The organism is Nocardioides asiaticus (assembly GCF_040049175.1).
GTDB classification, from domain to species: Bacteria; Actinomycetota; Actinomycetes; order Propionibacteriales; family Nocardioidaceae; genus Nocardioides; species Nocardioides cheoyonin.
Genome location: NZ_JBDZDM010000006.1, coordinates 201,183 through 225,937 on the forward strand (window position 1 = coordinate 201,183; position 24,755 = coordinate 225,937).

30 protein-coding genes are annotated in these 24,755 nt (G+C 69.3%); 9 read left to right on the plus strand and 21 right to left on the minus strand.

Going from position 1 to position 24,755, the window contains the following annotated elements:
- Nucleotides 1-6 precede the first annotated feature (6 nt).
- The gene (locus ABLE53_RS21055; RefSeq protein ID WP_348861112.1) at nt 7-1,125 is read left to right on the plus strand and encodes a glycosyltransferase; all 1,119 of its coding nucleotides are present in this window, start codon (nt 7-9) and stop codon (nt 1,123-1,125) included.
- On the opposite strand, the gene ABLE53_RS21060 is transcribed toward ABLE53_RS21055, so the two are convergent.
- Entirely contained in the window at nt 1,116-1,403 is a 288-nt protein-coding gene (locus tag ABLE53_RS21060) for a hypothetical protein (protein ID WP_348861113.1), read from the minus strand. The two genes, ABLE53_RS21055 and ABLE53_RS21060, sit on opposite strands and share 10 nt — an antisense overlap.
- A 100-nt stretch (nt 1,404-1,503) precedes the next feature.
- Between ABLE53_RS21060 and ABLE53_RS21065 the strand changes: the two genes are divergently transcribed.
- A complete protein-coding gene (locus ABLE53_RS21065; protein WP_348861114.1) occupies nt 1,504-3,633 on the plus strand; it encodes a putative bifunctional diguanylate cyclase/phosphodiesterase in 2,130 nt (709 codons plus the stop codon).
- Nucleotides 3,634-3,729: 96 nt separating this feature from the next.
- Complete coding sequence (locus ABLE53_RS21070) at nt 3,730-5,034, plus strand: NtaA/DmoA family FMN-dependent monooxygenase (RefSeq protein WP_348861115.1); 1,305 nt, start codon at nt 3,730-3,732, stop codon at nt 5,032-5,034.
- Nucleotides 5,035-5,040: 6 nt separating this feature from the next.
- On the opposite strand, the gene ABLE53_RS21075 is transcribed toward ABLE53_RS21070, so the two are convergent.
- Nucleotides 5,041-5,643, minus strand: a complete 603-nt coding sequence (locus ABLE53_RS21075; RefSeq protein WP_348861116.1) for a TetR/AcrR family transcriptional regulator — start codon at nt 5,641-5,643, stop codon at nt 5,041-5,043.
- A 67-nt stretch (nt 5,644-5,710) separates the two neighbouring features.
- Here ABLE53_RS21075 and ABLE53_RS21080 point away from each other — a divergent pair, with 67 nt between their 5' ends.
- Nucleotides 5,711-7,126, plus strand: a complete 1,416-nt coding sequence (locus tag ABLE53_RS21080) for an MDR family MFS transporter (RefSeq protein WP_348861117.1) — start codon at nt 5,711-5,713, stop codon at nt 7,124-7,126.
- A 19-nt stretch (nt 7,127-7,145) separates the two neighbouring features.
- Here ABLE53_RS21080 and arr read toward each other — a convergent pair whose 3' ends face one another.
- The 3 genes from arr to ABLE53_RS21095 all read right to left on the minus strand — a co-directional run bounded on the left by arr (nt 7,146) and on the right by ABLE53_RS21095 (nt 9,511).
- Nucleotides 7,146-7,580, minus strand: a complete 435-nt coding sequence (gene arr / locus ABLE53_RS21085) for an NAD(+)--rifampin ADP-ribosyltransferase (RefSeq protein ID WP_348861118.1) — start codon at nt 7,578-7,580, stop codon at nt 7,146-7,148.
- Between the two features lie 74 nt (nt 7,581-7,654).
- Nucleotides 7,655-7,888, minus strand: a complete 234-nt coding sequence (locus ABLE53_RS21090; protein WP_348861119.1) for a hypothetical protein — start codon at nt 7,886-7,888, stop codon at nt 7,655-7,657.
- Between the two features lie 564 nt (nt 7,889-8,452).
- The gene (locus ABLE53_RS21095; RefSeq protein ID WP_348861120.1) at nt 8,453-9,511 is read right to left on the minus strand and encodes an FAD-dependent monooxygenase; all 1,059 of its coding nucleotides are present in this window, start codon (nt 9,509-9,511) and stop codon (nt 8,453-8,455) included.
- Between the two features lie 72 nt (nt 9,512-9,583).
- Between ABLE53_RS21095 and ABLE53_RS21100 the strand changes: the two genes are divergently transcribed.
- Nucleotides 9,584-10,120, plus strand: a complete 537-nt coding sequence (locus ABLE53_RS21100) for a TetR/AcrR family transcriptional regulator (protein ID WP_348861121.1) — start codon at nt 9,584-9,586, stop codon at nt 10,118-10,120.
- A 131-nt stretch (nt 10,121-10,251) separates the two neighbouring features.
- Here ABLE53_RS21100 and ABLE53_RS21105 read toward each other — a convergent pair whose 3' ends face one another.
- Complete coding sequence (locus tag ABLE53_RS21105) at nt 10,252-10,794, minus strand: DUF2231 domain-containing protein (RefSeq protein ID WP_348861122.1); 543 nt, start codon at nt 10,792-10,794, stop codon at nt 10,252-10,254.
- Entirely contained in the window at nt 10,791-10,916 is a 126-nt protein-coding gene (locus ABLE53_RS21110) for a hypothetical protein (RefSeq protein ID WP_348861123.1), read from the minus strand. Before ABLE53_RS21110 ends, ABLE53_RS21105 begins: the two co-directional genes overlap by 4 nt.
- A gap of 98 nt (nt 10,917-11,014) precedes the next feature.
- Between ABLE53_RS21110 and ABLE53_RS21115 the strand changes: the two genes are divergently transcribed.
- On the plus strand, nt 11,015-11,182 hold the full coding sequence (locus ABLE53_RS21115; RefSeq protein WP_348861124.1) for a hypothetical protein: 168 nt from the start codon (nt 11,015-11,017) through the stop codon (nt 11,180-11,182).
- A 527-nt stretch (nt 11,183-11,709) separates the two neighbouring features.
- Here the strand turns inward: ABLE53_RS21115 and ABLE53_RS21120 are convergent.
- The 5 genes from ABLE53_RS21120 to ABLE53_RS21140 form a co-directional block, all read right to left on the minus strand.
- Nucleotides 11,710-11,943: a hypothetical protein gene (locus ABLE53_RS21120; protein WP_348861125.1), complete on the minus strand. Its 234-nt coding sequence runs from the start codon at nt 11,941-11,943 to the stop codon at nt 11,710-11,712.
- Nucleotides 11,944-12,322: 379 nt separating this feature from the next.
- Nucleotides 12,323-12,517, minus strand: coding sequence for a hypothetical protein (locus tag ABLE53_RS21125; protein WP_348861126.1), 195 nt, complete (start codon nt 12,515-12,517; stop codon nt 12,323-12,325).
- 406 nt (nt 12,518-12,923) lie between these two features.
- Nucleotides 12,924-13,166 carry a hypothetical protein gene (locus ABLE53_RS21130; protein ID WP_348861127.1) on the minus strand — a complete coding sequence of 81 codons (243 nt, stop codon included), beginning with the start codon at nt 13,164-13,166 and terminating at the stop codon, nt 12,924-12,926.
- Nucleotides 13,163-13,321 (minus strand): hypothetical protein, encoded by a 159-nt coding sequence (locus tag ABLE53_RS21135; RefSeq protein ID WP_348861128.1) that lies wholly within the window; start codon nt 13,319-13,321, stop codon nt 13,163-13,165. The genes ABLE53_RS21130 and ABLE53_RS21135 overlap by 4 nt, the downstream gene beginning before the upstream one ends.
- Nucleotides 13,314-14,963, minus strand: coding sequence for an FMN-binding glutamate synthase family protein (locus tag ABLE53_RS21140; RefSeq protein WP_348861129.1), 1,650 nt, complete (start codon nt 14,961-14,963; stop codon nt 13,314-13,316). The genes ABLE53_RS21135 and ABLE53_RS21140 overlap by 8 nt, the downstream gene beginning before the upstream one ends.
- Before the next feature lie 177 nt (nt 14,964-15,140).
- Between ABLE53_RS21140 and ABLE53_RS21145 the strand changes: the two genes are divergently transcribed.
- The gene (locus ABLE53_RS21145) at nt 15,141-15,521 is read left to right on the plus strand and encodes a RidA family protein (RefSeq protein WP_348861130.1); all 381 of its coding nucleotides are present in this window, start codon (nt 15,141-15,143) and stop codon (nt 15,519-15,521) included.
- A gap of 372 nt (nt 15,522-15,893) precedes the next feature.
- On the opposite strand, the gene ABLE53_RS21150 is transcribed toward ABLE53_RS21145, so the two are convergent.
- From ABLE53_RS21150 to ABLE53_RS21170, 5 genes are all read right to left on the minus strand, one after another.
- Nucleotides 15,894-16,190, minus strand: coding sequence for a DUF4235 domain-containing protein (locus ABLE53_RS21150; RefSeq protein ID WP_348861131.1), 297 nt, complete (start codon nt 16,188-16,190; stop codon nt 15,894-15,896).
- A gap of 111 nt (nt 16,191-16,301) precedes the next feature.
- Nucleotides 16,302-17,324: a YihY/virulence factor BrkB family protein gene (locus tag ABLE53_RS21155; protein WP_348861132.1), complete on the minus strand. Its 1,023-nt coding sequence runs from the start codon at nt 17,322-17,324 to the stop codon at nt 16,302-16,304.
- Between the two features lie 44 nt (nt 17,325-17,368).
- The gene (locus ABLE53_RS21160) at nt 17,369-17,800 is read right to left on the minus strand and encodes a DUF3618 domain-containing protein (RefSeq protein ID WP_348861133.1); all 432 of its coding nucleotides are present in this window, start codon (nt 17,798-17,800) and stop codon (nt 17,369-17,371) included.
- On the minus strand, nt 17,797-18,177 hold the full coding sequence (locus ABLE53_RS21165) for a phage holin family protein (protein WP_425474899.1): 381 nt from the start codon (nt 18,175-18,177) through the stop codon (nt 17,797-17,799). Before ABLE53_RS21165 ends, ABLE53_RS21160 begins: the two co-directional genes overlap by 4 nt.
- A 149-nt stretch (nt 18,178-18,326) precedes the next feature.
- Nucleotides 18,327-18,614 (minus strand): hypothetical protein, encoded by a 288-nt coding sequence (locus ABLE53_RS21170; protein WP_348861134.1) that lies wholly within the window; start codon nt 18,612-18,614, stop codon nt 18,327-18,329.
- A gap of 189 nt (nt 18,615-18,803) precedes the next feature.
- On the opposite strand from ABLE53_RS21170, the gene ABLE53_RS21175 reads away from it, so the two are divergent.
- Nucleotides 18,804-19,637 carry a DUF2382 domain-containing protein gene (locus tag ABLE53_RS21175; protein ID WP_348861135.1) on the plus strand — a complete coding sequence of 278 codons (834 nt, stop codon included), beginning with the start codon at nt 18,804-18,806 and terminating at the stop codon, nt 19,635-19,637.
- Nucleotides 19,638-19,680: 43 nt separating this feature from the next.
- Here ABLE53_RS21175 and ABLE53_RS21180 read toward each other — a convergent pair whose 3' ends face one another.
- The 4 genes from ABLE53_RS21180 to ABLE53_RS21195 all read right to left on the minus strand — a co-directional run bounded on the left by ABLE53_RS21180 (nt 19,681) and on the right by ABLE53_RS21195 (nt 24,009).
- Nucleotides 19,681-20,412: a TetR/AcrR family transcriptional regulator gene (locus tag ABLE53_RS21180; protein ID WP_348861136.1), complete on the minus strand. Its 732-nt coding sequence runs from the start codon at nt 20,410-20,412 to the stop codon at nt 19,681-19,683.
- A 692-nt stretch (nt 20,413-21,104) separates the two neighbouring features.
- The gene (locus tag ABLE53_RS21185) at nt 21,105-21,536 is read right to left on the minus strand and encodes a nuclear transport factor 2 family protein (protein WP_348861137.1); all 432 of its coding nucleotides are present in this window, start codon (nt 21,534-21,536) and stop codon (nt 21,105-21,107) included.
- Entirely contained in the window at nt 21,533-22,555 is a 1,023-nt protein-coding gene (gene speB, locus ABLE53_RS21190) for an agmatinase (protein WP_348861138.1), read from the minus strand. The genes ABLE53_RS21185 and speB overlap by 4 nt, the downstream gene beginning before the upstream one ends.
- Entirely contained in the window at nt 22,552-24,009 is a 1,458-nt protein-coding gene (locus ABLE53_RS21195; RefSeq protein WP_348861139.1) for a purine-cytosine permease family protein, read from the minus strand. The genes speB and ABLE53_RS21195 overlap by 4 nt, the downstream gene beginning before the upstream one ends.
- A 143-nt stretch (nt 24,010-24,152) precedes the next feature.
- Between ABLE53_RS21195 and ABLE53_RS21200 the strand changes: the two genes are divergently transcribed.
- On the plus strand, nt 24,153-24,728 hold the full coding sequence (locus tag ABLE53_RS21200) for a helix-turn-helix domain-containing protein (protein WP_348861140.1): 576 nt from the start codon (nt 24,153-24,155) through the stop codon (nt 24,726-24,728).
- Nucleotides 24,729-24,755: the final 27 nt, after the last annotated feature.

Here is a 24,755-nt window from a genome sequence, read left to right on the forward strand (position 1 = left end):
CGGCGCGTGAGGATCGCCCAGCTCGCGAACTTCGTCGGCCCGACCTCGGGCGGCATGAAGACCGCCCTGGACGCGCTGGCGCGGGGGTACGTCGCCTCGGGTGTCGAGCGGCTGCTCGTCGTCCCCGGCCCCACCGACGACCGCTACGAGACCCAGGCCGGCGACGTCGTCCAGGTCCGGGCGCCCCGGGTCGGCGGCGGCTACCGGCTGATCGTCGAGCCCTGGAAGGTCGTCGAGGCGCTCACCCGGTTCGCGCCGACCTCCCTCGAGGTGAGCGACAAGTTCACCCTCATGCCGGTCTCCTGGTGGGCCAGGCGCCAGGGGATCGGGACGGTGCTGTTCTCGCACGAGCGGATGGACGAGTACATGCTCCGCTACACCCGCCTCGACACCACCACGAAGGTCTCGATCGGTCTGCTGAACCGGATCCTCGTCCGCAGCTTCGACGCGCTGCTCGTCACCTCCGACTACGCCCGCCACGAGTTCGCGACGCTCGCCGCGGCGGCCGAGTGCCCGATCGTGCAGGTCCCCCTCGGCGTCGACCTCGACCGCTTCCGGCCGCGGCACCACACCCGGTCCGAGGTCCTCCGGCTGATCCACGTCGGCCGGCTGTCGCGGGAGAAGTCGCCCGATCTCTCGGTCGGCACCGCTGTCGAGCTGCACCGCCGCGGCGTACCCCTCCGGCTGGACGTGTACGGCGACGGCCCGCAGCGCGACGAGGTCGAGGAGCTCGCCGGCGACGCGCCCGTCGTCTTCCACGGCCACGTCTCCGACCGGGACGAGATCGCCGCCCGGCTCGCCGAGGCGGACGTCGCGCTGTCGGTCTGTCCCGGCGAGACGTTCGGGCTGGCGGTGCTGGAGGCGCTGGCCAGCGGCACCCCGGTCGTGACCGCCGACCGGGGCGGCGCCCGCGAGCTCGTCGACGCGGACTGCGGCGCCTGCGCGGCCCCCGAGCCGTCCGCGCTCGCCGACGCGGTGCTCGACCTGGCAGCGCGCCCGCTCCGGAGGACGCGGGCCGCCGCGCGGTCCCGCGCGGAGCGCTTCCCGTGGTCGCGGACGGTCGCGGAGATGCTCGACCTGCATGCCGCCATCTCCGCCGGGCTGGCGGAGCCCGCCTACGCCTGAGATCCGACCCGACGGCGGTCCTGAGCGGGCGTCCAGTGGCCGACCGACGGCGACCTCGCCAGGCCGACGACGCCGCCGACCAGCAGGACCAGGGCGCACACCGCCACCGCCACCGCGGGCGGATCGGCGTCGAAGGCGACGCACGCGGCGGCGTACGCCACCACCGGGTTGGCGATCGTCATCCCGGCCATCGCCCACGGCAGCGGCCCGGCGGCGAGCGCCGCCTGGGTGAGCACCGTGCCGATCGAGGTGCTCGCGGGCGCGTGGCCGGTGAACATCACACGACCTGCCGGTGGCACCGACGTCGTCGTACGTTTCCCCGCTGGTGGCGATGTGGGAGGGTTCCGGTAGGAGTCTCGTCCGGGAGGAGCCAGGCCGATGTCGACCCAGGCAGGCGGGGAGCCGAGCCAGGCGGCCAACGTCAGCGTCCTCATCGAGGCGGCACTGGTCGCCATGGTGATGGTCGAGGCCTCCGGCCGGATCCTGATGGTCAACACCACCGCCGAGCGGCTCTTCGGCTACGGCCGCGACGAGCTCCTGACGATGCGCGTCGAGGAGCTCGTGCCGGAGCGGTTCCGCGCCGGCCACCCTGCGCTGCGCGGCGGGTTCTTCCGCAACCCGGCGCCGCGACCGATGGGGATCGGGCGGGACCTGTTCGGCGTACGCAAGGACGGGACGGAGATCCCCATCGAGATCGGGCTGAGCCCCGTGCGGATCGACGGGGAGCTGTACGTCGTCGCCTCGATCGCCGACATCACCGAGCGGCAGCGGGCCGAGCAGAGCCGACGCGAGGCGGCCGGCAACCGGCTGCGCCAGTCGATGCTCGACAGCCTGCCGATCAGCATGATCGCGACCGACGCCGAGGGCCGGGTCCGGTCGGTCAACCCGGCGTCGGTGACGCTGCTGGGCTACTCGCAGGACGAGCTCGTCGGGCGCGACGCCACGGTGCTCCACGACCCGGCCGAGCTGCAGACCCGCGCGACCCGGCTGTCCCGCAGCGAGGGCCACCCGGTCGCGCCCGGCTTCGAGGCGGTCGTGCTCGCCGGCCGGGCCCGCAACCCCGAGGACCGTGAGTGGACCTACCTCCGCCACGACGGCACCCCGGTCCCCGTCAGCGTCTCCGTCACCGAGCTGCACGACACCGACGGCCGCGCCGACGGCTACCTGCTCGTCACCGCCGACATCAGCGCGCGCCGGCAGGCGGAGAGCACGATCCGCCACATGGCCGGCCACGACGCGCTGACCGGGCTCCCCAACCGCGAGCTCCTCGACGCCCGGATCGCCGCCGCGGTCGAGGAGGTGTCCTCGGTCGGCGGACGGCTCGCTGTCCTCATCGTGAACCTCGACGACTTCAAACGGATCAACGACACCCTCGGACATCGCGCCGGCGACGTGCTCCTCGTCGAGGTGGCCCACCGGATCCAGGGCCAGCTCGGCCCGCGGGACGTCGTCGCCCGGCTGGGGGCCGACGAGTTCGCCGCCATGGTGCGCGACCCGTCCGCCGACATCACCGCCGACCCGCGCGTCCTGGCGGTCACCAACGCCGTCGGCGCGCCCGCGGAGATCGACAGCCACCACCTCCAGGTGTCGCCGACGATCGGCGTCGCCTCCTTCCCCGACGACGGCCGTGACGCCGGGGCCCTCCTCCGTGCGGCCGACCTCGCCGTACGCCACGGCAAGGAGGACGGGCCGGGCTCTGTCGTCGCGTTCCGGCCGGAGATGCTCGAGGCCTCCCAGGCCCGGCTCGGCCTGGAGGCGTCGCTGCCTGACGCGCTCGCCAACGGAGAGCTGTCGCTCGTCTACCAGCCGCAGGTCGCGCTGCCCGGGCGGCGTACGGTCGGCGTCGAGACGCTCATGCGCTGGAACCGTCCCGACCTCGGACCCGTCTCGCCGGCGGTCTTCATCCCGATCGCCGAGCGGAGCGACCTCATCGTCCGGCTCGGCGAGTGGACCCTGGCCGAGGGCTGCCGCCGGATCGCCGAGATCAACCGCAGCACCGGACGGGAGCTCCGGGTCGCGATCAACGTCTCCCCGCGGCAGTTCCTGTCGCCGACCCTGCGCCCGGCCGTCGCCCGCGCCCTCGAGTCCAGCGGCCTGCCGCCGCACAAGCTCGAGCTCGAGCTCACCGAGGGCATCCTGATGCAGGACCCGCAGCAGAGCGCGGCCCTCCTCCGTGACCTGCGCGCGCTGGGGGTGACCATCGCGATGGACGACTTCGGCACCGGGTACTCCAGCCTCGCCTACCTCACCCGCTTCCCTCTCGACGTGCTCAAGATCGACCAGTCGTTCGTGCGCCGGCTCGCCACCGATCCTGCCGACGCCGCCATCGTCGACGCCGTCATCGCGCTCGCCCACAGCCTCGGCATGACCGTGCTCGCCGAGGGTGTCGAGACCGAGGAGCAGGAGGCCTACCTCGTCTCGCGCGGCTGCGACGTCGGGCAGGGCTACCTCTACTCCCCCGGCGTCCCGCCGGACGACCTCGTCGGCTATCTCGGCGCCGAAGGCTGAGCCCGGACCGTAATCGGCCCCGAACGCCCGCGACGCGTGGACGAAACGGTTCGCTGGTCGAATCGGAGCGACCTGCCGCCGAGCGAGAGGACGACCGTGGTCACGAAGTTCCACCTGGGCTGGTTCCTGAACTTCGTCGCCGACGAGTGGAACGGCCCCTGGGGCGACGGGGGCCGCGACTTCTCCGGCGGGTTCTACGTCGAGATGGCCAAGAGCCTGGAGCGGGCGTGCTTCGACTACATCCTGCTCGAGGACAAGCTGATGGTCTCGACGGCGTACGACGGCACGATGAAGTACGACCTCAAGCACGGCGTGAACCCGAAGCACGACCCGGTGCCGCTCGCGGTGGCGATGCTGATGGCGACCCGGCGGATCGGGGTCATCCCGACGATGTCGACCAGCTTCTACCCGCCGTACCTCCTCGCCCGTCTCGCCAGCACCATCGACCACATGGCCGGCGGCCGCTTCGGCTGGAACGTCGTGACGTCGGCCGAGGACCGCTCCGCGCAGAACTTCGGGCTCGACCGGCTCTGGGAGCACGACGAGCGGTACGCCCGCGCCGCCGAGTTCCTCGAGGTCGTCACGAAGCTGTGGGACTCGTGGGAGCCGGACGCGATCGTGCGCGACCACGCCACCGGCACGTACGTCGACCACACGAAGGTCCACACGATCGACTTCGAGGGCAAGTACTTCAAGTCCCGCGGGCCGCTCAACACCGCCCGCAGCCCGCAGGGCTGGCCGACCATCGCCCAGGCCGGTGCCTCGCCGCCGGGACGCGAGCTGGCCGCGCAGTACGCCGACACGATCGTCACGCCGGCGATGAGCATCGAGCAGATGAAGGCCTACCGCGACGACATCCGGGAGCGGATGGCCGCCAACGGGCGCGACCCCGACCACGTGCAGCTGCTCTACATCGCGTCGCCGATCGTCGCCGACACGCACGAGGAGGCCGAGGCGAAGGCGGAGCGGTGGTTCAACGACCCGCTCTACATCGAGTACGAGCTGGCGGAGATCTCCTCGATCACGGAGATCGACTTCGCGCAGTTCGACCTCGACCAGCCCCCGCCGGACGACCTCACCACCAACGGCGAGCGCGGCGCACTGGCCAGCTTCCTGTCCGGGCCCCCGGGGCGGACGGTGCGGGAGATCGTCACCGGCAACGGCATGGGCGGCGGCAACCTCGACTTCACCGGCACCCCCGACGAGGTGGCCGACAAGATGGTCGCCGTCATGGACGAGGTCGGTGGCGACGGGTTCCTCATCACCAGCCCGGTGTGGCGGCTCAACCGGCGCTACGTCGTCGAGATCACCGACGGTCTGGTCCCCGCGCTGCAGCGGCGTGGTGCCACGCGGACGGCGTACGAAGCGCGGATGCTGCGCGACAACCTGCGCGCCTTCTGACCGCTGTCAGGAGGAGGGCGTGACGAGCGGCAGGAAGATCGTGTCGACGATCTCCTCGATCGTCTCCTGGCTCGCGGGCCGCAGCGTCATGAGGAGCTCGTGGCGGAAGAGGTCGAACGGGAGCGTCGCGATCCGCGGGGTGAGTCGCGCGGCGTCGATCTCGCCGCGCTCGATGCCCCGCTGCATCACCTGGTCCATGGACGTGGCGCCGTCGCCGATGAACGCGCGACGGAGGTCGGCCAGGCTGGTGCCGGTCTCCTCGTAGTAGCCGCCGAGCTGCAGCGCCATCAGGGTGATGACGCCGGCGCGGCTCTTGTTCGCGTGGGTCAGCACCGCGATCAGGTCGCCGCGGAGCGACCCGGTGTCGGGCACGGTCCGGTCCTCCTGGGCGCCACGGTGGGCGACGGCGGCGCGTACGAGCTCCTGCCGGGTCGCCCAGCGGCGGTAGACCACCGGTCTGCTCGTCGCGGCGCGGCGCGCGACGCCGTCGATGGTGAAGCCGGCGTACCCGTGCTCGACGAGCTCGTCCCAGGCGGCCTCGAGGATCGCCGTCTCGAGCGCCTTGCCGCGTCGGCGCTGCGGCTGCTTGCCGTGCTCGTTAAGACTCACTTGCGTATCTTATCGCGCCGGCGTACCGTCCTGGTTTAGATACAGTCGTGTACCCAAAGGGGACGAAGTGAGCGAGCAGAGCAGCAGGTCCGGGCTGGACCCCCAGGTCGTACGCATCGCGATGGCGATCATCGCCGGCGGCATCGCGGTCATCTTCGACACCACCATCGTGAGCGTCGCGCTGCACCAGCTGGCGGCGAGCCTCGACACCACGGTCAGCACCATCCAGTGGGTCAGCACCGGTTACCTGCTGGCGATGTTCCTCGCGATCCCGGCGACCGGCTGGCTGCAGGCCAGGATCGGCGGCAAGCCGCTCTGGCTCATCGCCCTCGGCGTCTTCCTGCTCGGCTCGGTGCTGTGCGCGTGCGCGTGGGACGCGCCGAGCCTGATCGGCTTCCGCGTGCTCCAGGGCCTCGGCGGCGGCGTGATGATGCCGCTGATGAGCACGCTCATCATGCAGGCCGCCCAGGGTCAGGCGCTGGGGCGGCTGATGGCGGTCATCGGACTGCCCGCGGCGCTCGGCCCGATCCTCGGGCCCACGCTCGGCGGCGTCATCCTGAACTGGCTCGACTGGCGCTGGCTCTTCCTCGTCAACGTGCCGATCTGCGCCGTCGGGATCACGCTCGCCCTCCGGATCCTGCCCGACGACCGACCTACGCCCGGGCACCGCGCCGCGCTCGACGTCGTCGGGCTGCTGCTGGTCTCGCCCGGCGTGCTCGGGGTGATCTACGGGCTGTCCAACGTCAGCAAGTCCGGCGGCTTCGACCGCACCGACGTGTGGCTGCCTGGCGTGATCGGCGTGGTCCTGATCGCGGCCTTCGTCCTCTGGGCCGTACGCCGCGGGTCCCGCGCGCTCATCGACGTACGCCTCTTCCGCCACCGCCCGCTCGCGATCTCCGGGCTGCTGATGTTCCTGATGGGCTTCACGCTGTACGGCGCGATGCTGCTCCTGCCGCTGTTCTGGCAGGAGCTGCGCGGCCACGATGCCCTCGGCGCTGGCCTGCTGCTCATCCCGCAGGGCGTCGGCAACCTGCTGTCCCGCACCCTCGGCGGCCGAGCCACCGACGAGATCGGGCCTCGCGCCGTCGCGATCGCCGGCTTCGCGATCGTGGCCCTCGCGACCGTGCCGTTCGCGTTCGCCGACGCGGACACGAGCACCGTCTGGCTTCTCGCCGTGCTCGTCGTTCGTGGCGTCGGTCTCGGCCTGGTGCTCACACCGCTGATGACCGTCGCCTACGTCGGGCTCGAGCGGAGCGAGGTCCCCGACGCGAGCATCATCACCCGGATCGCTCAACAGCTGGGTGGGTCGTTCGGCACCGCCGTACTCGCCGTGATCCTCGAGTCGGCCGCCAAGGGCGGCCCACTCGCCACCGCCTTCGACCACGCCTTCTGGTGGGCGACCGCCTTCACTCTCGCCGCCACCGCGCTCGCCGTCGTGCTGCCCGGTCGGCCGGCCCGCGAGCCCGTCGCCGCCCGGGCCTAGCGCGGGATCGGTAAGTCCATTAGTCCTCTATGATCGCCTCGCCCCGCTGCCTCAGCGCCGCCAGCCCGTCCAGCATGGCCTGGAGCCTGTCCGGTGAGTGGCCGACCCAATCTTCCAGCTCGCCCACGATGCGCAGCGGCTCGCGGCTCCGGAACGACCTGGTCGGGTTGCCGGGGAACTTCTTGCCCGTGACGTTGGGGTCGTCCTCGAATTCGCCGGTCGGCTCGACGAGGTAGACCCGTCCACGACCCTCGCCGGCGGCCAGCTCGGCGCCCCACGTCGCGGCGTCGAGCGTCGCGGTGAAGTAGATGTAGTTCATCGCCCGCCCGGCCTCGTAGTTCGACTCCCGACCGGCCACGAGCAGCTCGCCCACCGCGAGATCGGCCTTCGTGCCGTGAAGGTAGACGCCGTCCTCATAGACCTCGAACGGCACCGGCTCGCCTGATGCGTTCACGCGACGACGATAGTGGTCCCCCGCTCCGATGCCGATCGAGTTTCTGGGTTGCTCTGGTGACTCTGCCGCCGCTGTCAGTCCTCGGGGCGCCTGCGCAGGCGCTTGATCTCGCCGTGTCTCTTCTTCTGCTGGATGCGTCGCTGTTTGGACCCCTTCGAGGGCTTCGTCGGAACCCGCCGAGCAGGTGGCGGCCTCATCGCCTCCTGGAGCAATCGCCCGAGACGCTCCTCCGCAGCGCGGCGGTTGCGCAGCTGGGAGCGGTGCTCCGTCGCCGCGACCACCACCTGACCGCCGAGACGGGCGAGCATCCGCGAGGTCACTCCATGCGTCGGCGACAGGCGGTTCAGTCATTGTCGAGCGCGGCGGATCGGTCCGGTCCTGGGTCCAGCCGAGCCGCGTGGTCGGGTCGGGATGATGAAGCTGGTCGATGACGTGGAGGACCGGGATCAGCCGCTCCGCGACGTCGAGCCCGTCGTCAGCGAAGTCCCATCCGTCGCGGGTTAGGATCCAGCCTTGCCCGCTGGTCACGCTCTGCACGCGCACCACCATCGACAGCTGCTGGTCACCGACGTACCGCCGCGACAACCGCAGCGCCGTCGACCAGCGGTCGTCCATGGGCGGTCGAGCATCTGACAGCCGTCGTAGGCGGAGGTCGTTCGAGCTCGCGGCGTAGCTCTGGACGTCGGGATGCTCGTAGCGGTACGGCAGGACCGCCTCCACACCCTCGTGTGCCCGCGGCTGCTGACCCGCCAGGCGACGTACACGCTGTTGGTCCGTGGGGCAAGTATGACCGGACTTCAGCTCCGCGCACTCCGAATTTGTTGGGCACCCGGACGTCGGGCGGGCCGGGGGTCGCAAGCGGGTGCGCAGGCTTAGGCAGGGAAGGCTGGCCGCGGTCGTGCCGCAGGCACGATCCTGCCGGTCGCGCCCGCGAGTGCGTCGCGGATCGGCTGGATGCGCTCGGCGAGCGAGATCCGCATCGCGGTCTCGGCCCGGCGCTGGACCTGTTGGGTGGGGCGCCGGCGAGCGGTGTCGTACGCGGTCAGGGCCTCCTCGATCGGCTGCTCGGCGAGCAGTCGGGCGAGGGTGACGGCATCGACGATCGACTCGCAGGCGCCGCGCCCCAGATTGGGGCACATCGCGTGGGCCGCGTCGCCGACCAGCACGGCGCGCCCCCGCGCGAAGGTGCGCAGCCGGCCCACGGTCCAGATCCGTTGCGCCAATGTCGTCGTCTCCTCGGCGGCGCCGAGCACCGGGGCGATGGCCGCGGCCCGGGCTCCGGAGAGCTTCTCACGGGCGAGCTCGAGCGCCTCGGCCGCGTCGACCCGGTCGGGCCCGAGCTCGGAGCGGAACGCGACGTACCAGTTGGTGCCTGGCGGCTGCGGGCTGGTCCCGAAGAGCACGCCTCGGCCCCAGTGCTCGCCGTAGTCTGAGGCGGGGAGCTCCACCGGGACCACTCCGCGCACCGCGAGGTAGGGGGTCAGGTGGGCGTGCGCCTTTGCGGGGTCGATCAGCGCGCGGACCACGCTGTGGACGCCGTCGGCCCCGACGAGCACGTCGGCCAGGTCGCAGCTCGTGTCGCCCACGCGACCGGTCATACGTCGGACCGAGGCCGGGATGGCGGCGTCCAGCGCGCGCAGCAGCTCGCCGCGGGAGACGAGCAGGCCCGGCGGCACCGAGAGCTCGAGGAGCCGGCGACCACTGGTTGTGAGGATCGGGAAGCGCTCGATCCCCGGCATCCCGCGGAGGGCGTCGTAGGCGCCGATCGATTCCAGGGCCGTCCGGGCCTCGGGCCACATCGCCAGCGTGGTGCCGGCGTCGGGCAGGTCAGGGCGCTGCTCATGCACCGTCACCTCGAAACGCTCGGGGTCCAGCGCCGCTGCGAGCGTGAGCCCGGCGATGCCGCCGCCGACGATGCTGATCCGGGTCATGACATCCAAGTTACGACGTTTGTAGTGGCGTGTCACTACGTTTGTCGTGCACGGCGTGACTACGATCCGGCCATGCCCGACCGCCGTACCGCGTTGGCCGACGCCGCCGTCACGCTGGTCGCCGAGCGGGGCCTCAAGGGGCTCACCCATCGCGCCGTCGACGCCGCGGCCGGCGTACCGCTCGGGACGACCTCCAACTACTGGCGCACCCGCGAGGCGCTGATCGACGCGGTCGTCGCACGCTTCGAGCAGCGCGACCTGGCGCAGCTCTCGGCCGGGGGTGGGGAGGCGCCGACTACGCCGGAGGCTGTCGCCAGTACGGTCGCGGCCGCGCTGGCCACCTTCGTCACCGAGCAGGGCGAGCTCACACGTGCCCGGTTCGCGCTCGCGCTCGCACGGCCCGACGCCGTCGCAGCGGCGCACCGTCGGCTGCTCGGATTCGTCGAGGGCATCCTCACCGCGACCGGTGTGGCGGAGCCGGCAATCCGGGCGCGGCGGCTGGCCGACTACGGCGACGGCTTCATGCTGCACGCCCTGACCACGCGGCGCGGCGAGCCAGTCGACATCGAAGAGGCCGCCGCCGCGATCCGGGCCCTCCTCACCGGCTGAGACCGCCCGCTCGCTCCCACGACTGATCGCCCACGCAACACACCACGCCGCCAGCGCCTCACCGAACCGATCCGGGCGTCCTATCGCAGCGACCGGCGCGCATATGTCCCGGTCGTCGCGCACCGGCCGCCTCAATCCGCGCCGAAGGCAGGATGACGGCTGGAGATCTTGCGGACCTCGCTGAGATGCCCACCGAAGAAGCCCCCTGCTGTCGCGGCCAGGCCACCGCCGACCGCGAGGATCGTCCCCGTCAGGTGCCGGTCACTCCGTCGGGCGAGCCACGACAACGCGTACAAGCTGAGTGCCGAGGAGTTCACCGCCGCATGGACGAGACCGGTCCGCCGATCGCGCTGTTCGTCGATCGATGCCCACTCTGCGATCCCGGTGAGCGCCGTCGGGAGCGCGGTGATCGCGCCCATGCCGATCAGACGGCGCGCGGCTGGTCTGAGGTCAGGACCGGCGGTGAGGTCGAGCAGAGTGCCCGAGAACCACATCCCGAGCGGGAAGTCTGTCATCGGGGGATGGATGCCGTGTCCGAGCCAGTGACCGTGCAGGATGCCGCGCGCCCGAGGCGTGCGGATCAGCAGCTCGGCAGCAGGGCGCACGGCGCGGTCCACCCCGTCGAGCAGCTCGACGCTTTCCACCCGGAGCGCCGACCGGACGAAGACGTTCATCGTGAACCCTCCGCCAGACGCTCGAGAAGCTCGCCGAGCCGGACCTGGTCACCCTTCTGGGGGACGAGGATGCTGATCCGCCCACCGAGCTCGTCGATGTCCTGCTGTGTGAGTGACGGCATGGTCCGAGGTACCCCGGCGGCCACGGCGCACGCCCGCTGACCTCTACCGTCACACGGCCGTCCTGTTTGACGGATGCCGGGCTGGTTACCGCACGACCGTGACGAGTTCCGGATCCCACGATGAGCCCCTCAGCACCGACGATCTCCCGCCGGAGGAGGGCATAGAGCGCAGCGACATTGAGGAGCGGCTCGACGAGGACCCGGAGGAGCAGAAGAACTACACCGAAACCCACGGCATCGACGAGTCCCTGCAAGAGGACTCCTAGGCCGAAGACGACTCCCATCCGGAGTGCCCTGCGGATCGAGGTTTGCCCGTAGGAGACGCCGTCGACTAGGTAGTCGAAGGTAGTTGCGTACGTCCACCGAGGCGGTATCGGCCCAGCGCGGCGATCGGGGAATGCCCTCTCATGCCGCGATCCGGAACCAGATGCGGCGGGTATACCGCGAGGAACCGCCGCGGCACTCCATCGAGGACGCGCCCGCGGCGCATCGATGCAGGTGCATTCGGTGAGGTGCGCGGTCAGCGTGCGCGGCTTCGACCAGGCGGCCACATCACCAACGCAGAACCGACCCGGCCGGGAATGACACAAGGAGCCGTCCCGGCCACATCACAGCGAGCACCTGCTGCTGCCGAACTTGCCGTCCCGGTCATCGCGTGGAGGCGAGGCAGCGCGGGGTCATCTGCTACGACCCCATCTCGAAGAGGTCATCTGGACCACTCGCGCGACTACTCGGCTGCACCGCACGCACGCTGGAGGGCGCAACTGCTCTGCGGCGTACGACGTCGTGGCCATCAGGCCAGATCGCGCACCCGCGCCATCAGGTCCAGGCTCGGGAACGTGTCGTTCCGGATCTTGTCGAGGAGTACGGCGGCATACGCCGGCATCTCCTCTGGCCGGAGCAGCTCCTCGACGAAATCCATCATCGTCGACGACGGATACGGGTCCTCCTGGACTTTCTCTAGCAACATCGAGACGAGCTCGCGGTGCGGGTCGAACCCCTGGTCCGACGACTGGTCCTCGGTCACGATCCCTCCCTGGGTTGATCGGCGGATGCCGACGCGGTACCCCCACCGCCGTGCGGACGTGCCTCCGACCTCTCATCCGCCGGATCTTCGACGATCGCGAGGCCGTCGGCCCTGATCGAGGCCGCTCTCGAGCCGGCGCCGACCGGCTCTGCACTTGACCAGGACACGTACAGGACACAGACACCCGGATTGCCCGTACCTCGCCGTACTCGCCGGACACGCCCGGACAACACGGAACAGGCCCCTGACCGACGTTTCCGCAGCAGGGGCCCGTTTCCCCGCCAACGCCGGTCCTACGAAGGTCGTCACACCGGCCTACGAAGGTCGTCACACCGGCTGCGAGTACGCCGGATGGATCGCCAATCGGCGGCGTAGCAGCTTAGGACGGCCGGTGGTCGGGCGTGCTGGTCTGCTCAGACTCGGCACCGGTGCCCTCAGGGTCGTCTGTCCGGTCCTGGGACTCCTCCAGGATCACCTCGGCCTGCTCCTGCGGGTCATCGCTGCCGGCGGCGACCTCCTCGGGCAGCAACTCGGCACGCGACTTGATGTGGGCTTCGTCAGGGAAGTTGGTCATGCCGAACAGGTACCCCGCAGGCCATCTTGGCCCGCCGGGCAGGTTCTCCGACGTGAGGCCCTACCGGCGCCACGACGTCAGTGCCGGCAGTGCGGAGTCCGTCCAATAGGGCTGGTCACCAGCGGGCAGCCGGGCCGCGCCCGGGTAGTGCTCCAAGGCGTGTCACTTTGGCTCCGCTTAGGGGTACCGGGCGCAGAGTGTCCGTCGGTTCTCCTTCGGGTGAGACATGCTCATTCGCACGGGTGCGAGCGCGGGCGGCACGCCTCATCCCGATTGCACCAGGACCCGCAGATCGTGTCGTACGCATTTTCATCCCCGCCGATAACTGCTCGCCCGATCCCTACGGCCCCATCGAACGCGCGGGAAGTTGAATCCAGACAGGACTGGTGGTCAACCGATGAAGCCGTCATATGCGTACAGTCCAGACTTCTACCCGCCGCAATCGCCTGCTGCAGCGGGACGATGCACGTGGCATCAGCTCGGCAGCCACGACGCGGCCACCTGCACCGGTGAGGCTGTGGTGTCCTTCCAGGGCCGCGACGATCGGTGGCAGGCGGGTTGCTCGGCCGCCCTTGAGCAGCTCGTCGAGCGCGGCGAGATCGAACCCTTGGGCCAAGGCGCCTGAGCTGAGCCACACGGCGTAGCTCATGCTCCGTTGGCGGCCTCATGCCAGTCCCAATGGACCTGGTCGTAACCGCCGTCGGCGGGCACGAGGACTCCGCACACCCGGCATACGAGTTGGCCGTCGAGCGCATCGAAGATGGCCAGGGTGTCCGCCGCTTCAGCACCGCCGTCGTCATTCATACATACCTCCTTCAGATGTCCATCGCCCCGGGCCGGTGTCTCCTGCGATCTCGGCGCCCGACTCTCCGACCTCGGCGGTCTCGGGAGGACCTTCGGTACGGGTCTCCGTCTCCTCGGTGGCGCCCATGATGGTGATGATCTGGTCCCGGTCGCCCGCCGACGGGAGACCCCACTCCGGCTGATAGCCGTAGACGACGTCGAGCAACCGGCCGTCCGAGAGGTTGTCGAGGATCTCCACCGCCCGGGGCCCGATCAGGGCCGGATGCTCCACACCCGCGGCTTCCGAGACCTTCAACAGATCACGCCGCAGCGTCTTGATGTAGTTCGTGACACGCACCGCCTTCTGCACGGGATCCAGACCGTGGGCCAACCACGGGTTCTGCGTCGCCACGCCGGTCGGGCACTCGCCGGTGTGGCACTTCTGGGCCTGCACGCAGCCCACCGCCAGCATCGCCTCCCGTCCGACGTTGACCATGTCCGCGCCAAGGGCGAACGCCACGACGGCGTTGTCGGGCAGGCCGAGCTTGCCGGATCCGATGAACGTGATGTGTTGCTGTAGCCCGCGCCGGGCGAAGATGCCGTACACCCGAGCGAACCCGAGACGGAACGGCAATGAGACCGCGTCGGTGAAGATCAGCGGCGAGGCCCCGGTACCCCCTTCGCCGCCGTCGATGGTGATGAAGTCGACGCCACGATCCCCCGCTGCCATGGCGTCGGCCAACTCCTCCCAGAATCCAAGGTCGCCCACCGCCGACTTGATGCCAACCGGCAGACCGGTCTCCTCGGCCAGGGACTCGACGAAGTCGAGCAGGGAGTCGACGTCATCGAACTCCGAGTGCCGTGACGGGCTCAGACAATCGACGCCTTCCTCGACACCTCGCGTGTGGGCGATCTCCGCGGACACCTTCGGTCCCGGAAGGACGCCGCCCAGCCCCGGCTTTGCTCCCTGGCTGAGCTTGATCTCCAGCGCCTTGACGGGCGCGTAGTCCACCAGCTCCTTCAGCCGCGGCAGGCTGAACCTGCCGTCCTCGTCGCGGCAGCCGAAGTGCGCCGTTCCGATCTGGAAGATCAGGTCACCGCCGTTGCGGTGATATGGCGAGACGGCACCCTCACCGGTGTTGTGCAGGCACCCCGCAGCCGCGGCCCCACGATTGAGCGCCTCGATCGCGTTGCCCGACAGAGACCCAAAGCTCATCCCCGAAATGTTCACCACCGACTCCGGCCGGAACGCACGGCGACGGCCTCGCGGGCCACCGAGGATCTTCGCCGACGGCAGCCGCGCCTCCTGACCCACCGCGCCGTGGGTCGGGTAGGCGCGACCGAAGGTCTTGTGGTGCACGATCACGTTGCCGTCGGAGTGCTCCAAGTCGTTGTCGGTACCGAACCCGAAGTAGTTGTTCTGCAGCTTCGCCGAGGCGTACACCCAGCGCCGCTGATCGCGGTTGAACGGCCGCTCCTCGTCGTTACTGGCCACGATGTACTGCCGCAACTCCGGCCCGATTGCCTCCAGCCAGAACCGCGCATGACCAACGACCGGGAAGTTCCGCAAGATCGCGTGCCTCCGCTGTACAAGGTCATGGGCTGCCAGGGCGCCCAACGCTGCTGACGGCACCGCAGCGACCCACCTCTTCTTCATGCTCATGCCGTACCCGGGCCGATCGCCTCGCACTACCACCACGCGCACCGACCCACCGTCGGGCCAGACGCTCGGCAAGGAACCCGCGTCTATCCGCCGCCTGCCGTGCGCGTACGACCGCCACAACGGAGAGCGCCTTCCCGGGAACCCCGGACGATGGGAGGATCAGCCAGGAGGTTCGAGATGCCGCGTCAGATCATTACGACGTCGAACGCACCGCGCTCGCCGCTCTTCAGCCAAGGCGTCAAGGCCGGATCCTCGGTGTTCATCTCGGGAACCACGGGTGTCGACCCGAGCACCGGTCGCATGGCCGGTGACAGCATTCAGGCTCAGACCCGCCAGGCGTTGGCGAATTGCGAGGCCATCCTGCGGGAGGCCGGCGCGACGCTCGATGACGTTGTCGAGGTAGGCGTGCTGCTCACCGACCCTGGCGACTTCGCTGGCATGAACGAGGAGTACGCCCGCTGGTTCCCGTCCGATCCACCGACCCGCTACGCGGCCAGGTTAGGAGCCGAGATACCAGGACTACTTGTCTCGATTCGCATGATGGCATCGCTTGCCTGACCGTCAGGCCGATTGTCAACCGTTGCCCTGGGCATTGTCAGCGCAGACCGCATGTTGCGGTGGACTGTCTTCCATCACTCGAAGGTCTCCGCGTGGCCGCTGTACCCGATCACCTTCCCGGAGCCCCCTTAGGTCGTTGTCCGTCCCCACGATGTGCGCACGGCCGCCGATAGGAGGGCAGAACAACCGGCCACAGCGGTGTCCAAGTTCAGGTCTCCGACAGGCCGCCCTTTCTGGGAACGGGCGATCCCGCAGGCCCAGAGTCCCCGAGTCCGGATGATTCTCCGCAGGCCCCGCAGAGCCACGCGTGAGATGAAAGAGTCCTGGCCTACACAGGAAGGCTGGGACTCCATGCTGGTGGTTCGTGCGCTGCTAATTGCCGGGCCATTCGCCGGTCCATCGTTGGAAGAGGCGGGCGCCGCCACGGTTGATGAGTGCGCGGACAACGGAGAAAATAGCGCCCTGGATCACGGCAGCGATGAGGATCTGCTGCAGCGGATACTTCGACTCCAGTGGCTTGGGTGCATCGTCGCTGGTGCTGGGCACGAGATGCTTCCAGACTTGTTGGAAGATCTGTCCGGCGATGAGGCCGCCGATGATGCTGCCGGCCAGTCCCCAGGGTCGGTAGAGGATCTTGGCTGGCTTGCTGGCTGGTTGTTCGCGTTTCATAGGAGCCTTCTTCATAAGAATTGTGATGGGTCGGAGCGCAGGCTGCTTGGCTTGCGGATCCTGCGGCGCCTGCTATGTCAGTGATCCACCGGTCGAGGACAGTCGGTCGGGCTAGTCGTCGGTGCCGCGGCTGCGGCGCAGGCGCCGGCCGCGTTCGATGTCCTTGCGACGCTTCTTGGCGTTCTTGTCGCTGACCCGGGTATCGCGCGGGGGAAGCTGGAGCTCCTCCTCGGCGGGGATCCCTGCTTGGAGCTGGCGTCCGCGTTCGAGCTCGGCATCGAGCTCGGCGCCGAAGAGCAGCGCGAGGTTGGTGATCCACAGCCACAGCAGAAACACGATGACGCCGGCCAGCGAGCCGTAGGTCTTGTTGTAGGACGAGAAGTTGGCGACGTAGAACCCGAGCCCCACCGAGGCGATGATCCAGACCACGATGGCGACCACTGCCCCCACACTGATCCAGCGGAACTTGGGTTGTCGCACGTTTGGGGTGGCGTAGTACAGCAGCGCCACGATGAGGATGACCGCGACCAGCAGGACCGGCCACTTCGCGATGTTCCACACCGTCACCGCGGTTGAGCCCAGGCCGATGGCGTTGCCGACCGCGCTCGCTGCCGGACCGGTCAGCACCAGTGCGAGGGCCACGAGCGCGGTGAGGAGGACGGTGACGAGGGTGAGCAGTAGCATCAGCGGCCGCAGTTTCCAGATCGGGCGACCTTCGGGGACCTGATAGATCCGGTTCATCGCCCGTCCAAAGGCGCCGACGTAGCCGGAGGCGGACCACAGCGCGGCCGCAAGACCGATAATCAGCGCGAAGCCGGCCCCACCGCTGTTCGCCAGCTGGGTCAGCGTCGGTCGTAGCGTGTCGGCGGCCGAGGACGCACCGACATCGGTGAGGATCTGCAGCAACGTGTTCACCGTGCTTTGGGCCTGCCCCACCAGACCGACCAGTGAGAGCAGGGCGATCGCAGCGGGAAAGAGCGCCAGCACCGCGTAGTAGGTCAGCGCGGCCGCCAGGTCGGTGCACTGGTCGGCGGAGAATTCCCGCAGCGTCGTCCTCGCCACATACATCCATGACGACTTCTTGATGTCGCCAGGCGAGTCAGGCTTCGCCCGGAAGTCGGGCTCATGGTCCATGGCGCCACCTTGTCGGGCATCCGCGTCGCGATCAGCATGCCGATTCATCGACGGCTCCGCCGCCAGATCACGACAGCGACCACACCGGTCAGAACGACACCAGCAGCGACTGCACCGATTCGCGCCGTACCGGTGGGCCGCCCCTGCTCATCAGTCACGGACGCGCGGGCGCGCTGGCTCGCGCGGCTGGTGCCCTCCGCGACTCGACTCCGCAGGCGGGTCGCAGCGGCTGTGGCCTGCTCTTTCCTGGCAGCGAGCGCTTCTCGGCTGCGTGTCTTCACATCGAGCCGCGAGGTGAGCTCGTCCACCGTCCGTGCGAGCTCCTGACGGGTCTCGTGCAGGTCCGCCTCCACCGCCGCGATGCTCGGATCACCCTGGCTATCGCTCTGGTTGGTGTGGCTACCGCCGTCGGCAGCCTCGCTGCCCGCGCGGTCGCCGTCGCCGCTCCCACGGGGGAACTGGTCGCTTGTCGTCACCGGTTGCTCCCTTCGCCGCTTCCGCCGACGTTGCGTGCGTCCGTGCTGCGTGTGTCGGCCCTGCGCGTCTGTTCGTGGTGTTTGAGCGCATCGACGTCGCGTTTGATGTTGTCGGCAGTCCGCTCCGGGCTTAACGGCGTAGCCTGGTCGACCCGCTTCTTGCCGAAGAACGCGATCCCGGCCGCCGCGGCCAAGAGCACCACAGCGACGATCAGAGCCGCGAGCCACGCGTCGATCGCCAAGGCCAGCGCCAACACGACGGCGGCGATCAGCACGCCCACGCCGTAGAGCGCCATCACTCCTGCTGCGCCGAAGGCACCAACACCGGCCCCGGCGCGCTTGGCCTTCTGGGACAGCTCGAGTCGTGCCAGCTCCAACTCTCCGCGGAGCAGAGTAGTCATCTCCTGCGACAGCCGTGAGACAAGTACCCCTGTCGACGCCTCCCCCTGATCGGGCCCTACTGACGGCTCGCCGGGGCGCCTGGGCTCGAAGCCGAGGCCCTCGTATTCACCGGTCCCCGGCCCGCTCACGGCACCGACTCCGAGCCCGTACCCGCGGCGGGTGTTGAGGCCGACGCTGAGCCGGATGTACCGGAGCCGGATGTTCGGGGCAGCTTCTCCTTCGCCGCGGCTTGCACCTGGTTTGCCTTTTCCTTCGCCACATCCTGGGCTTGGCTGACCTTGTCTTGCACCCGCGGGTCCCGCCACAGCTCCTGGGCCTTGGCGACGATCGCGTCGTAACGATCCCGGCCCGCCCGAGCCCCCAGGACATACCCGGCCGCAAAGGTGGCCGCCATCATCGATTTCCTCACCATGAGCCTTCCTCCCTCTCTGGACACGGCAGGAAGTACCCGCCCGCTTACACCGTAAACGCAATTCTCGACGGTTCGGTTGTTCGCGCTTACAGTGTAAACCTCCGGCGTTTACACCGTAAACAGCGGGATGAGCAACGGTTCCATCAGGCCAGGGACGCGGCACGCCGGTCCCAACGAGAGGAAGTGACCATGCTCAACGAAACAGAGCTGCACGACGTGCTCGGTAGCACCGCCTATGGTGCGGACGGAAGCAAGGTCGGCAAGGTGGGCCAGGTGTTCGTCGACGACGAGACCGGCAGGCCGGAGTTCGCGACCGTGAACACGGGCTTGTTCGGTACTAGCGAGTCATTCGTGCCTTTGGCCGACGCGACCTTCGACGGCGAGCGGCTGATCGTCCCGTTCTCCAAGGAACAGGTCAAGGAGGCACCGTCCGTCGAGCTCGACGGCGAGCACCTCGACCAGGCCGAGGAACGGCGGTTGTACGACTACTACCGGATGCCGTACTCAGAGGCCTTGAGCGACTCCGGCCTCCCCGACAGTGGCCGCACCGAGACCGCCGCCCCCGATGCCGGGCTCCCGACTGGGACCGCAGGGACCGACACCTCGCGCTCTGCCGGCGACGACGTCACCGGGCCTACGACGGATGAAGCGATGACGCGCGCGGAGGAGCACCTCGACGTCGGCGTCCGCAGCGAGGAGGCCGGCCGGATCCGGCTGCGCAAGTACGTGGTGACCGAGCAGGAGACGGTCACGGTGCCGGTCCGCAAGGAGCGGGCCACGCTCGAGCGTGAGCCGATCACCGATGCCAACCGCGACGATGCGCTGGCAGGCCCCGCGATCTCCGAGGGGGAGCACGAGGTCGTCCTTCATGAGGAGCGCCCGGCCGTGGGCACCACCGCCGAACCGGTCGAGCGGGTGCGCCTGGGCACCGAGTCGACCACCGAGGAGGAGACTGTCACAGGCGATGTCCGCAAGGAGCAGATCGAGGTCGAGGGCGACGCCGACCAGCGCCCGGAGAAGTAGCGGCCCAGGGGCCGGTCGAACGCAGCACTGCTGCCCGGCCCCACTAGGGCGTCTTGGCGCTGAGCATGAGTTGCAGCCGGTTGGTCAGCTCCTCCAACGCATCCTCGAACTCCAGCGCCGAGTGGTCCTCCGAGAGGGCGGGTCGCAATCGGCGTACCGTGGAGTACTCGGCTAGCCCGCCGGACTCGTTATCCTCCTCCAGCACGTCGAGAGGCCCCACGTCCGCGCCATGGGTCGACACCTCGAGAAGAAGGTGGCCGAGCAGGAAGCTGGTGAAGGCCCGGTAGGCGCCAACCGCGTTCGCGTCATCGAAGCCGGCTGAGGTCAGGGCGACCAGGAAGCGCTCCACCCACGCCAAGCTGCGCAGCGGCGGACGCAGCCATGGTGCCTCCAGCGGACGAGAGGCAACGAGGGGAAACACCTTGGGATGCGCAAGGGCGATCCGCCGCACGCCGTGGGCAAGGCGGATCACGAAGTCCTGCCAGCCATCTCGCGGCTCGAGGCAGACCTCCGGGTCCCGTTCGAGGTCCTCGGTGATCGCCTGCACGACTGCGTCGAGAAGCTCCTCACGACCCGGGACGTGGCGATACAGCGACATCGCCTCAACACCGAGCGCTTCGCCCAGTCGGCGCATGGTCAGCGCCGGAAGTCCGTGTTCGTCGATGAAGGCAACGGCGGCGTTGACGACGCGCTCCCGGCTCAACGGCGCGCGCGCTGACGGCGGCTCCTCTCCCGCCGCCAAGCTCGCATCGGCGTCCGGATACTCATCGTTCATCTCGGCGGCACGGCTCCTTCTTGGCGAACGCTCACCACCCTATGCCAGCCGCGCGTCACCGGCCTCGTGTCACCCCGCAAGCCCGGGCACCACTGCAGGTCGGCGGCTTGCGACTCGGTTGGCGAGAGGCGCCCCACCACCCTCCTCTGCCCGGCCAGGCGGCCGCTGGCACGTCGTCCTGCCCGCCCGGCTCCGGGCCGCTGAGGTCCACACGACTGACCGGATCTGGCCCGCCGGATCGCCTCATGCTTCTGCCGTTCCGCATGCTTCTGCCGGTCCGCGGCTAGCTCGAGGCGTACTAGACGGAGTCCGGGTCGACCTCTGGGGCAGCAGGGGCTGCCGGGTCGTCCGGTTCGGGGTCGGGGCTTGATTCAGAGCCGGGGTCGCCACTGGGCACGACGGTGGGGTCGGGGCTGGGTTCGCTTGGCGTTGTCGTCACACCTGCAGGTGCCCGGCCGGCTCGACCGGTACTAGCGACGGTCTGCCGCAGACGTCCACTGAACGGCGGTTGGCATGCTGGAGCACGGGTTTCGTGGTAGCCAGTCGACCGGCAAGATCCTGAAGCCGCTTCTCGCTGATCACTGGTTCATCCTCCCGCCAACGCATGGCTCATCCCACGCCTTATCCGCGACAGTTCACGAGCGAGGAGCGTCATGCCGCCGCCGCGAGCGGACTCGGGCGCCTACTTCGACTCAGAGATCGAGCTCGACGTCGTCAGACCAATTGTCCGGTGGAGTCGGGTGCAGGGATAGGTGCTCGTGGACGGCGGTCCAGCCTCGGTCGGCTCGCTGGAACACGATCGTCTCCCGCTCGAGGGTGGTGGATTGTTCGCCGTCGAAGGTTGCCGTCGTGTGCACGGTGTGGGTTAAGACGGCGACCTCGTTGGAGACGATCTGGACCCTCTGGTCGGAGGACCGGCATTCGAGGATGCGGAAGCCGTGCTCGTGCTCCCAAAGCTTCCACAGCTGCTCCCACTGTCCGCGGCTCTCCAGGCGGGCGGGGTGGTTGTGGAAGATGAAGGTGGCCTCGGGGTCGAAGCCGGCGAAGTACGCGGCGGCGTCATGCCGGGCGAATGCCGCTACGAGCCGCTCAGCCGCCTGGAGGACTTCGGCTCGCTCGCTCATGCTGGTGCCCCCGTCTGGTCGCCGGAGGATCCGGTCGTCGGGACGGGGCCGGCAGCCGCGAGGGCCATTGCGGAGAGGAGTTCGTAGCCAACGTGGGCGGCGGCGATGCCGGTGATGGCGGCGTGGTCGTAGGCGGGTGCAACCTCGACGATGTCGGCGCCGACGATGTTGGTCTGGGCGAAGCCACGCAGGACGGCCAGCAGCTCACGGCTGAGCAGCCCGCCGGACTCGGGGGTGCCGGTGCCGGGCGCGAAGGCCGGGTCGAGGACGTCGATGTCGACCGAGACGTAGACGGGCCGCTCGCCGACCCGTGCGCGGATCTGCTCGATGACGCCACGCACGCCCAACTCGGGCACCTCGGTGGCGGGGATGATCTGGAAGCCGAGGTCGCGGTCGTCGACGAGATCACGGGCGCCGTACAGCGGGCCACGGATCCCGACGTGGAGACAGGCCGAGGTGTCGAGCAGACCTTCCTCGGAGGCACGGCGGAAGGGGGTGCCGTGGGTGGTGGGCGCCCCGAAGTAGGTGTCCCAGGTGTCGAGGTGGGCGTCGAAGTGGACGACCGCGACCGGCCCGTGGCGTCGGGCCAGCGACCGCAGGAGTGGGAGGGCGATGGTGTGGTCCCCGCCGAGGGTGAGGAGACGGCCGGCGCGCTCGGAGAGCGCATCGGCGCCTCGCTGGATCTGAGCGACGGCGTCCTCGATGGAGAACGGGTTGGCCGCGATGTCGCCGCAGTCGGCCACCTGGAGCCGGGCGAACGGGGAGACGTCGGCGGCCGGGTTGTACGGGCGCAGCAACCGCGAGGAGGTACGGATGTGCTCGGGCCCGAACCGCGCGCCGGGGCGGAAGCTGACTCCGGCGTCGAAGGGGACGCCGACGATGGCGACGTCGAGGTCGCTGATCTGGTCGGGGGTGGGCAGCAGGGCGAAGGTCGCTGGTCCGGCGAATCTGGGGGTCAGGCTGGCGTCGACCGGGCCGAGGTGACCGCCGTCCACGATCCGCGGAATGTCGGCGCTCACGCCAGCTCCCCGTCGAGAGCGGCGAGCTCGGTCCGGCTGGCCTGCTCTGCGGTCTTCTCGGCGGCGAGGTCGAGGCTTCGGGTCAGGGCCAGATAGGCGATCGAGCTGACCGCGAGACCGACGATCCAGGCGATGTCGACCCCGTTGAGCTTGCTGGCGAACCAGCCGGTGTAGCTCCAAGAGCCGAGGGTGGGGAGGATCATGAAGGGGATCTCGCAGACGAACCCGATCGCGTAGGCGAGCAGTCCGCGCCAGGCCCAGACGTCGTAGATCCCGTGGGGGCGGAACAGCTCGGTGATGGCGTAGTGGCCGCGGCGTACGAAGAAGTAGTCGACCAGGTTGGTCGCCGTCCACGGGACGAGCAGGTAAAGCATCAGGGTCAGCGAGCTGAGCACGGTGTTGACGGCGTTCCCGGTGATCGCCTCACCGATGACGTACCAGACGACGGCGAGGCCCACGATCGTGATGATCCGCGCGGACTTGGTCGGCTTGATCGGCTTGAAGGAGTCGATCGCGGTCAGGACCGAGAGCATGCCGCCGTAGGCGTTCATGCCCATGGTCGCGGCCAGGGCCAGCGCGGAGAGGAAGGCGACGATGTCGCCGAGGTGGCCGATGACATTGTTGCCGGCCAGCTGCAGGCCGGCCAGGCCGTCGGATGCGCCGAGCCGTACCGCGAGCCAGGCGCCCAGCGACATCAGCCACAGGGCCGCGCCGGCGGCACCGAAGAACACCGAGGCGATGACCTTCTTGGCCGGAGTGTCGGTGGGCAGGTAGCGCGAGTAGTCGGAGACATAGGGGGCGTAGGTGATGTTGTACGCGGCCGCGGCGGAGAACTGCGCCATGAACGCGACCCCGCTGAATCCGAAGTGAGCGCTGGGGGCGTGCCCACCGCCGGCGCCGACCAGCACCCCGACGGTGAGGATGGTGGTCAGCGGTAGGGAGACGTAGAGGATGGCCCGGAAGAACCGGTGCAGCCAGTCGTGCCCATAGATGGCCAGCAGTGCCGCTCCGACCGCTGCGATCACGGCGATGACGTGGGCGTTCCACCCGTACGTCGCGTCCAGACCCAGCCCGAGGAGTACCTGGTCGGTCACGTTGAACGCGACGTAGGTGAACAGCGTCGCGAACAGCGGCACGATGACGCCGCGATAGCCGAACTGTGCCCGCGACTGGATCATCTGCGGCAGGCCCATCTGCGGGCCCTGGGTGGCATGGAAGGCCATGAACAGCGTGCCGACGGCGAGCCCGAGCAGCGAGGCCACCACGGTCCACCCGATCGAGAGACCCAGGCTGGGACCGATGAAGCCGATCGGGATGGAGAAGTACTGGAAGTTGCCCAGGAACCACAGCGGGGCCTGGTGCCAGAGCCGGCCGTGCCGTTCGTTCTCCGGAACCCAGTCGATAGACCGAGTCTCGATCGCGGAAGCCCGCGGTGCTTCGGGAGTCGTCGTCACTGCGTTTCCTGTCACTCGAACGAGGTGGTTGCCTGATGCTAAACCTGCGATCACTATTGGACAACAGGGAATGTTTCGTCCGCATGACGCTCGCGCACAGTAGGGTGCGGACGGCCTCAGATCACGATGCGAGGGGGTGGGAGATGCCGGAGGTGTCGGGAGCCGGCCTTCACCTCGGTCCCCGCCTGCGCGACGCCCGGCAGAGACAGGGGCTGACCATCGACCAGGTCGCCCAGATGACAGACCTCACCAAGGGGTTCATCAGCCGACTCGAGCGCGACATGACCTCCCCGAGCGTGGCCACGCTCGTGACCATCTGCGATGCGCTCTCCCTCCCGGTCGGCGAGCTCTTCACTGCCCCCAAGACCGATCTCGTACGCCGCACTCAGGCCCCTCGGATCCAGCTGACCGGGCAAGGAGCGGAGGAGCGGCTGCTCACTCCACGCGCCCAGTCGCGGCTACAGATGGTCCGCTCCACGATCGAGCCGCTCGCCTCGGCCGGCTCCGAGCTGTACACGCTCAACGCCGAGCTTGAGGTCCTCCATGTCCTCAAAGGGCAGATCGAGCTGGTCTTCACCGGACAGACCGAGCTGCTCGGCACCGGCGACACCATGACGTTCGCCGGCCGCGAGCCCCACACCTGGCGCAACCCCAGCGCGACTCGCACCGCCGAGGCACTGTGGATCATCTCCCCCGCGACCTGGTCGACCGGCAGCTGAGTGCCAGCGGCACGATGGACGGGAAAC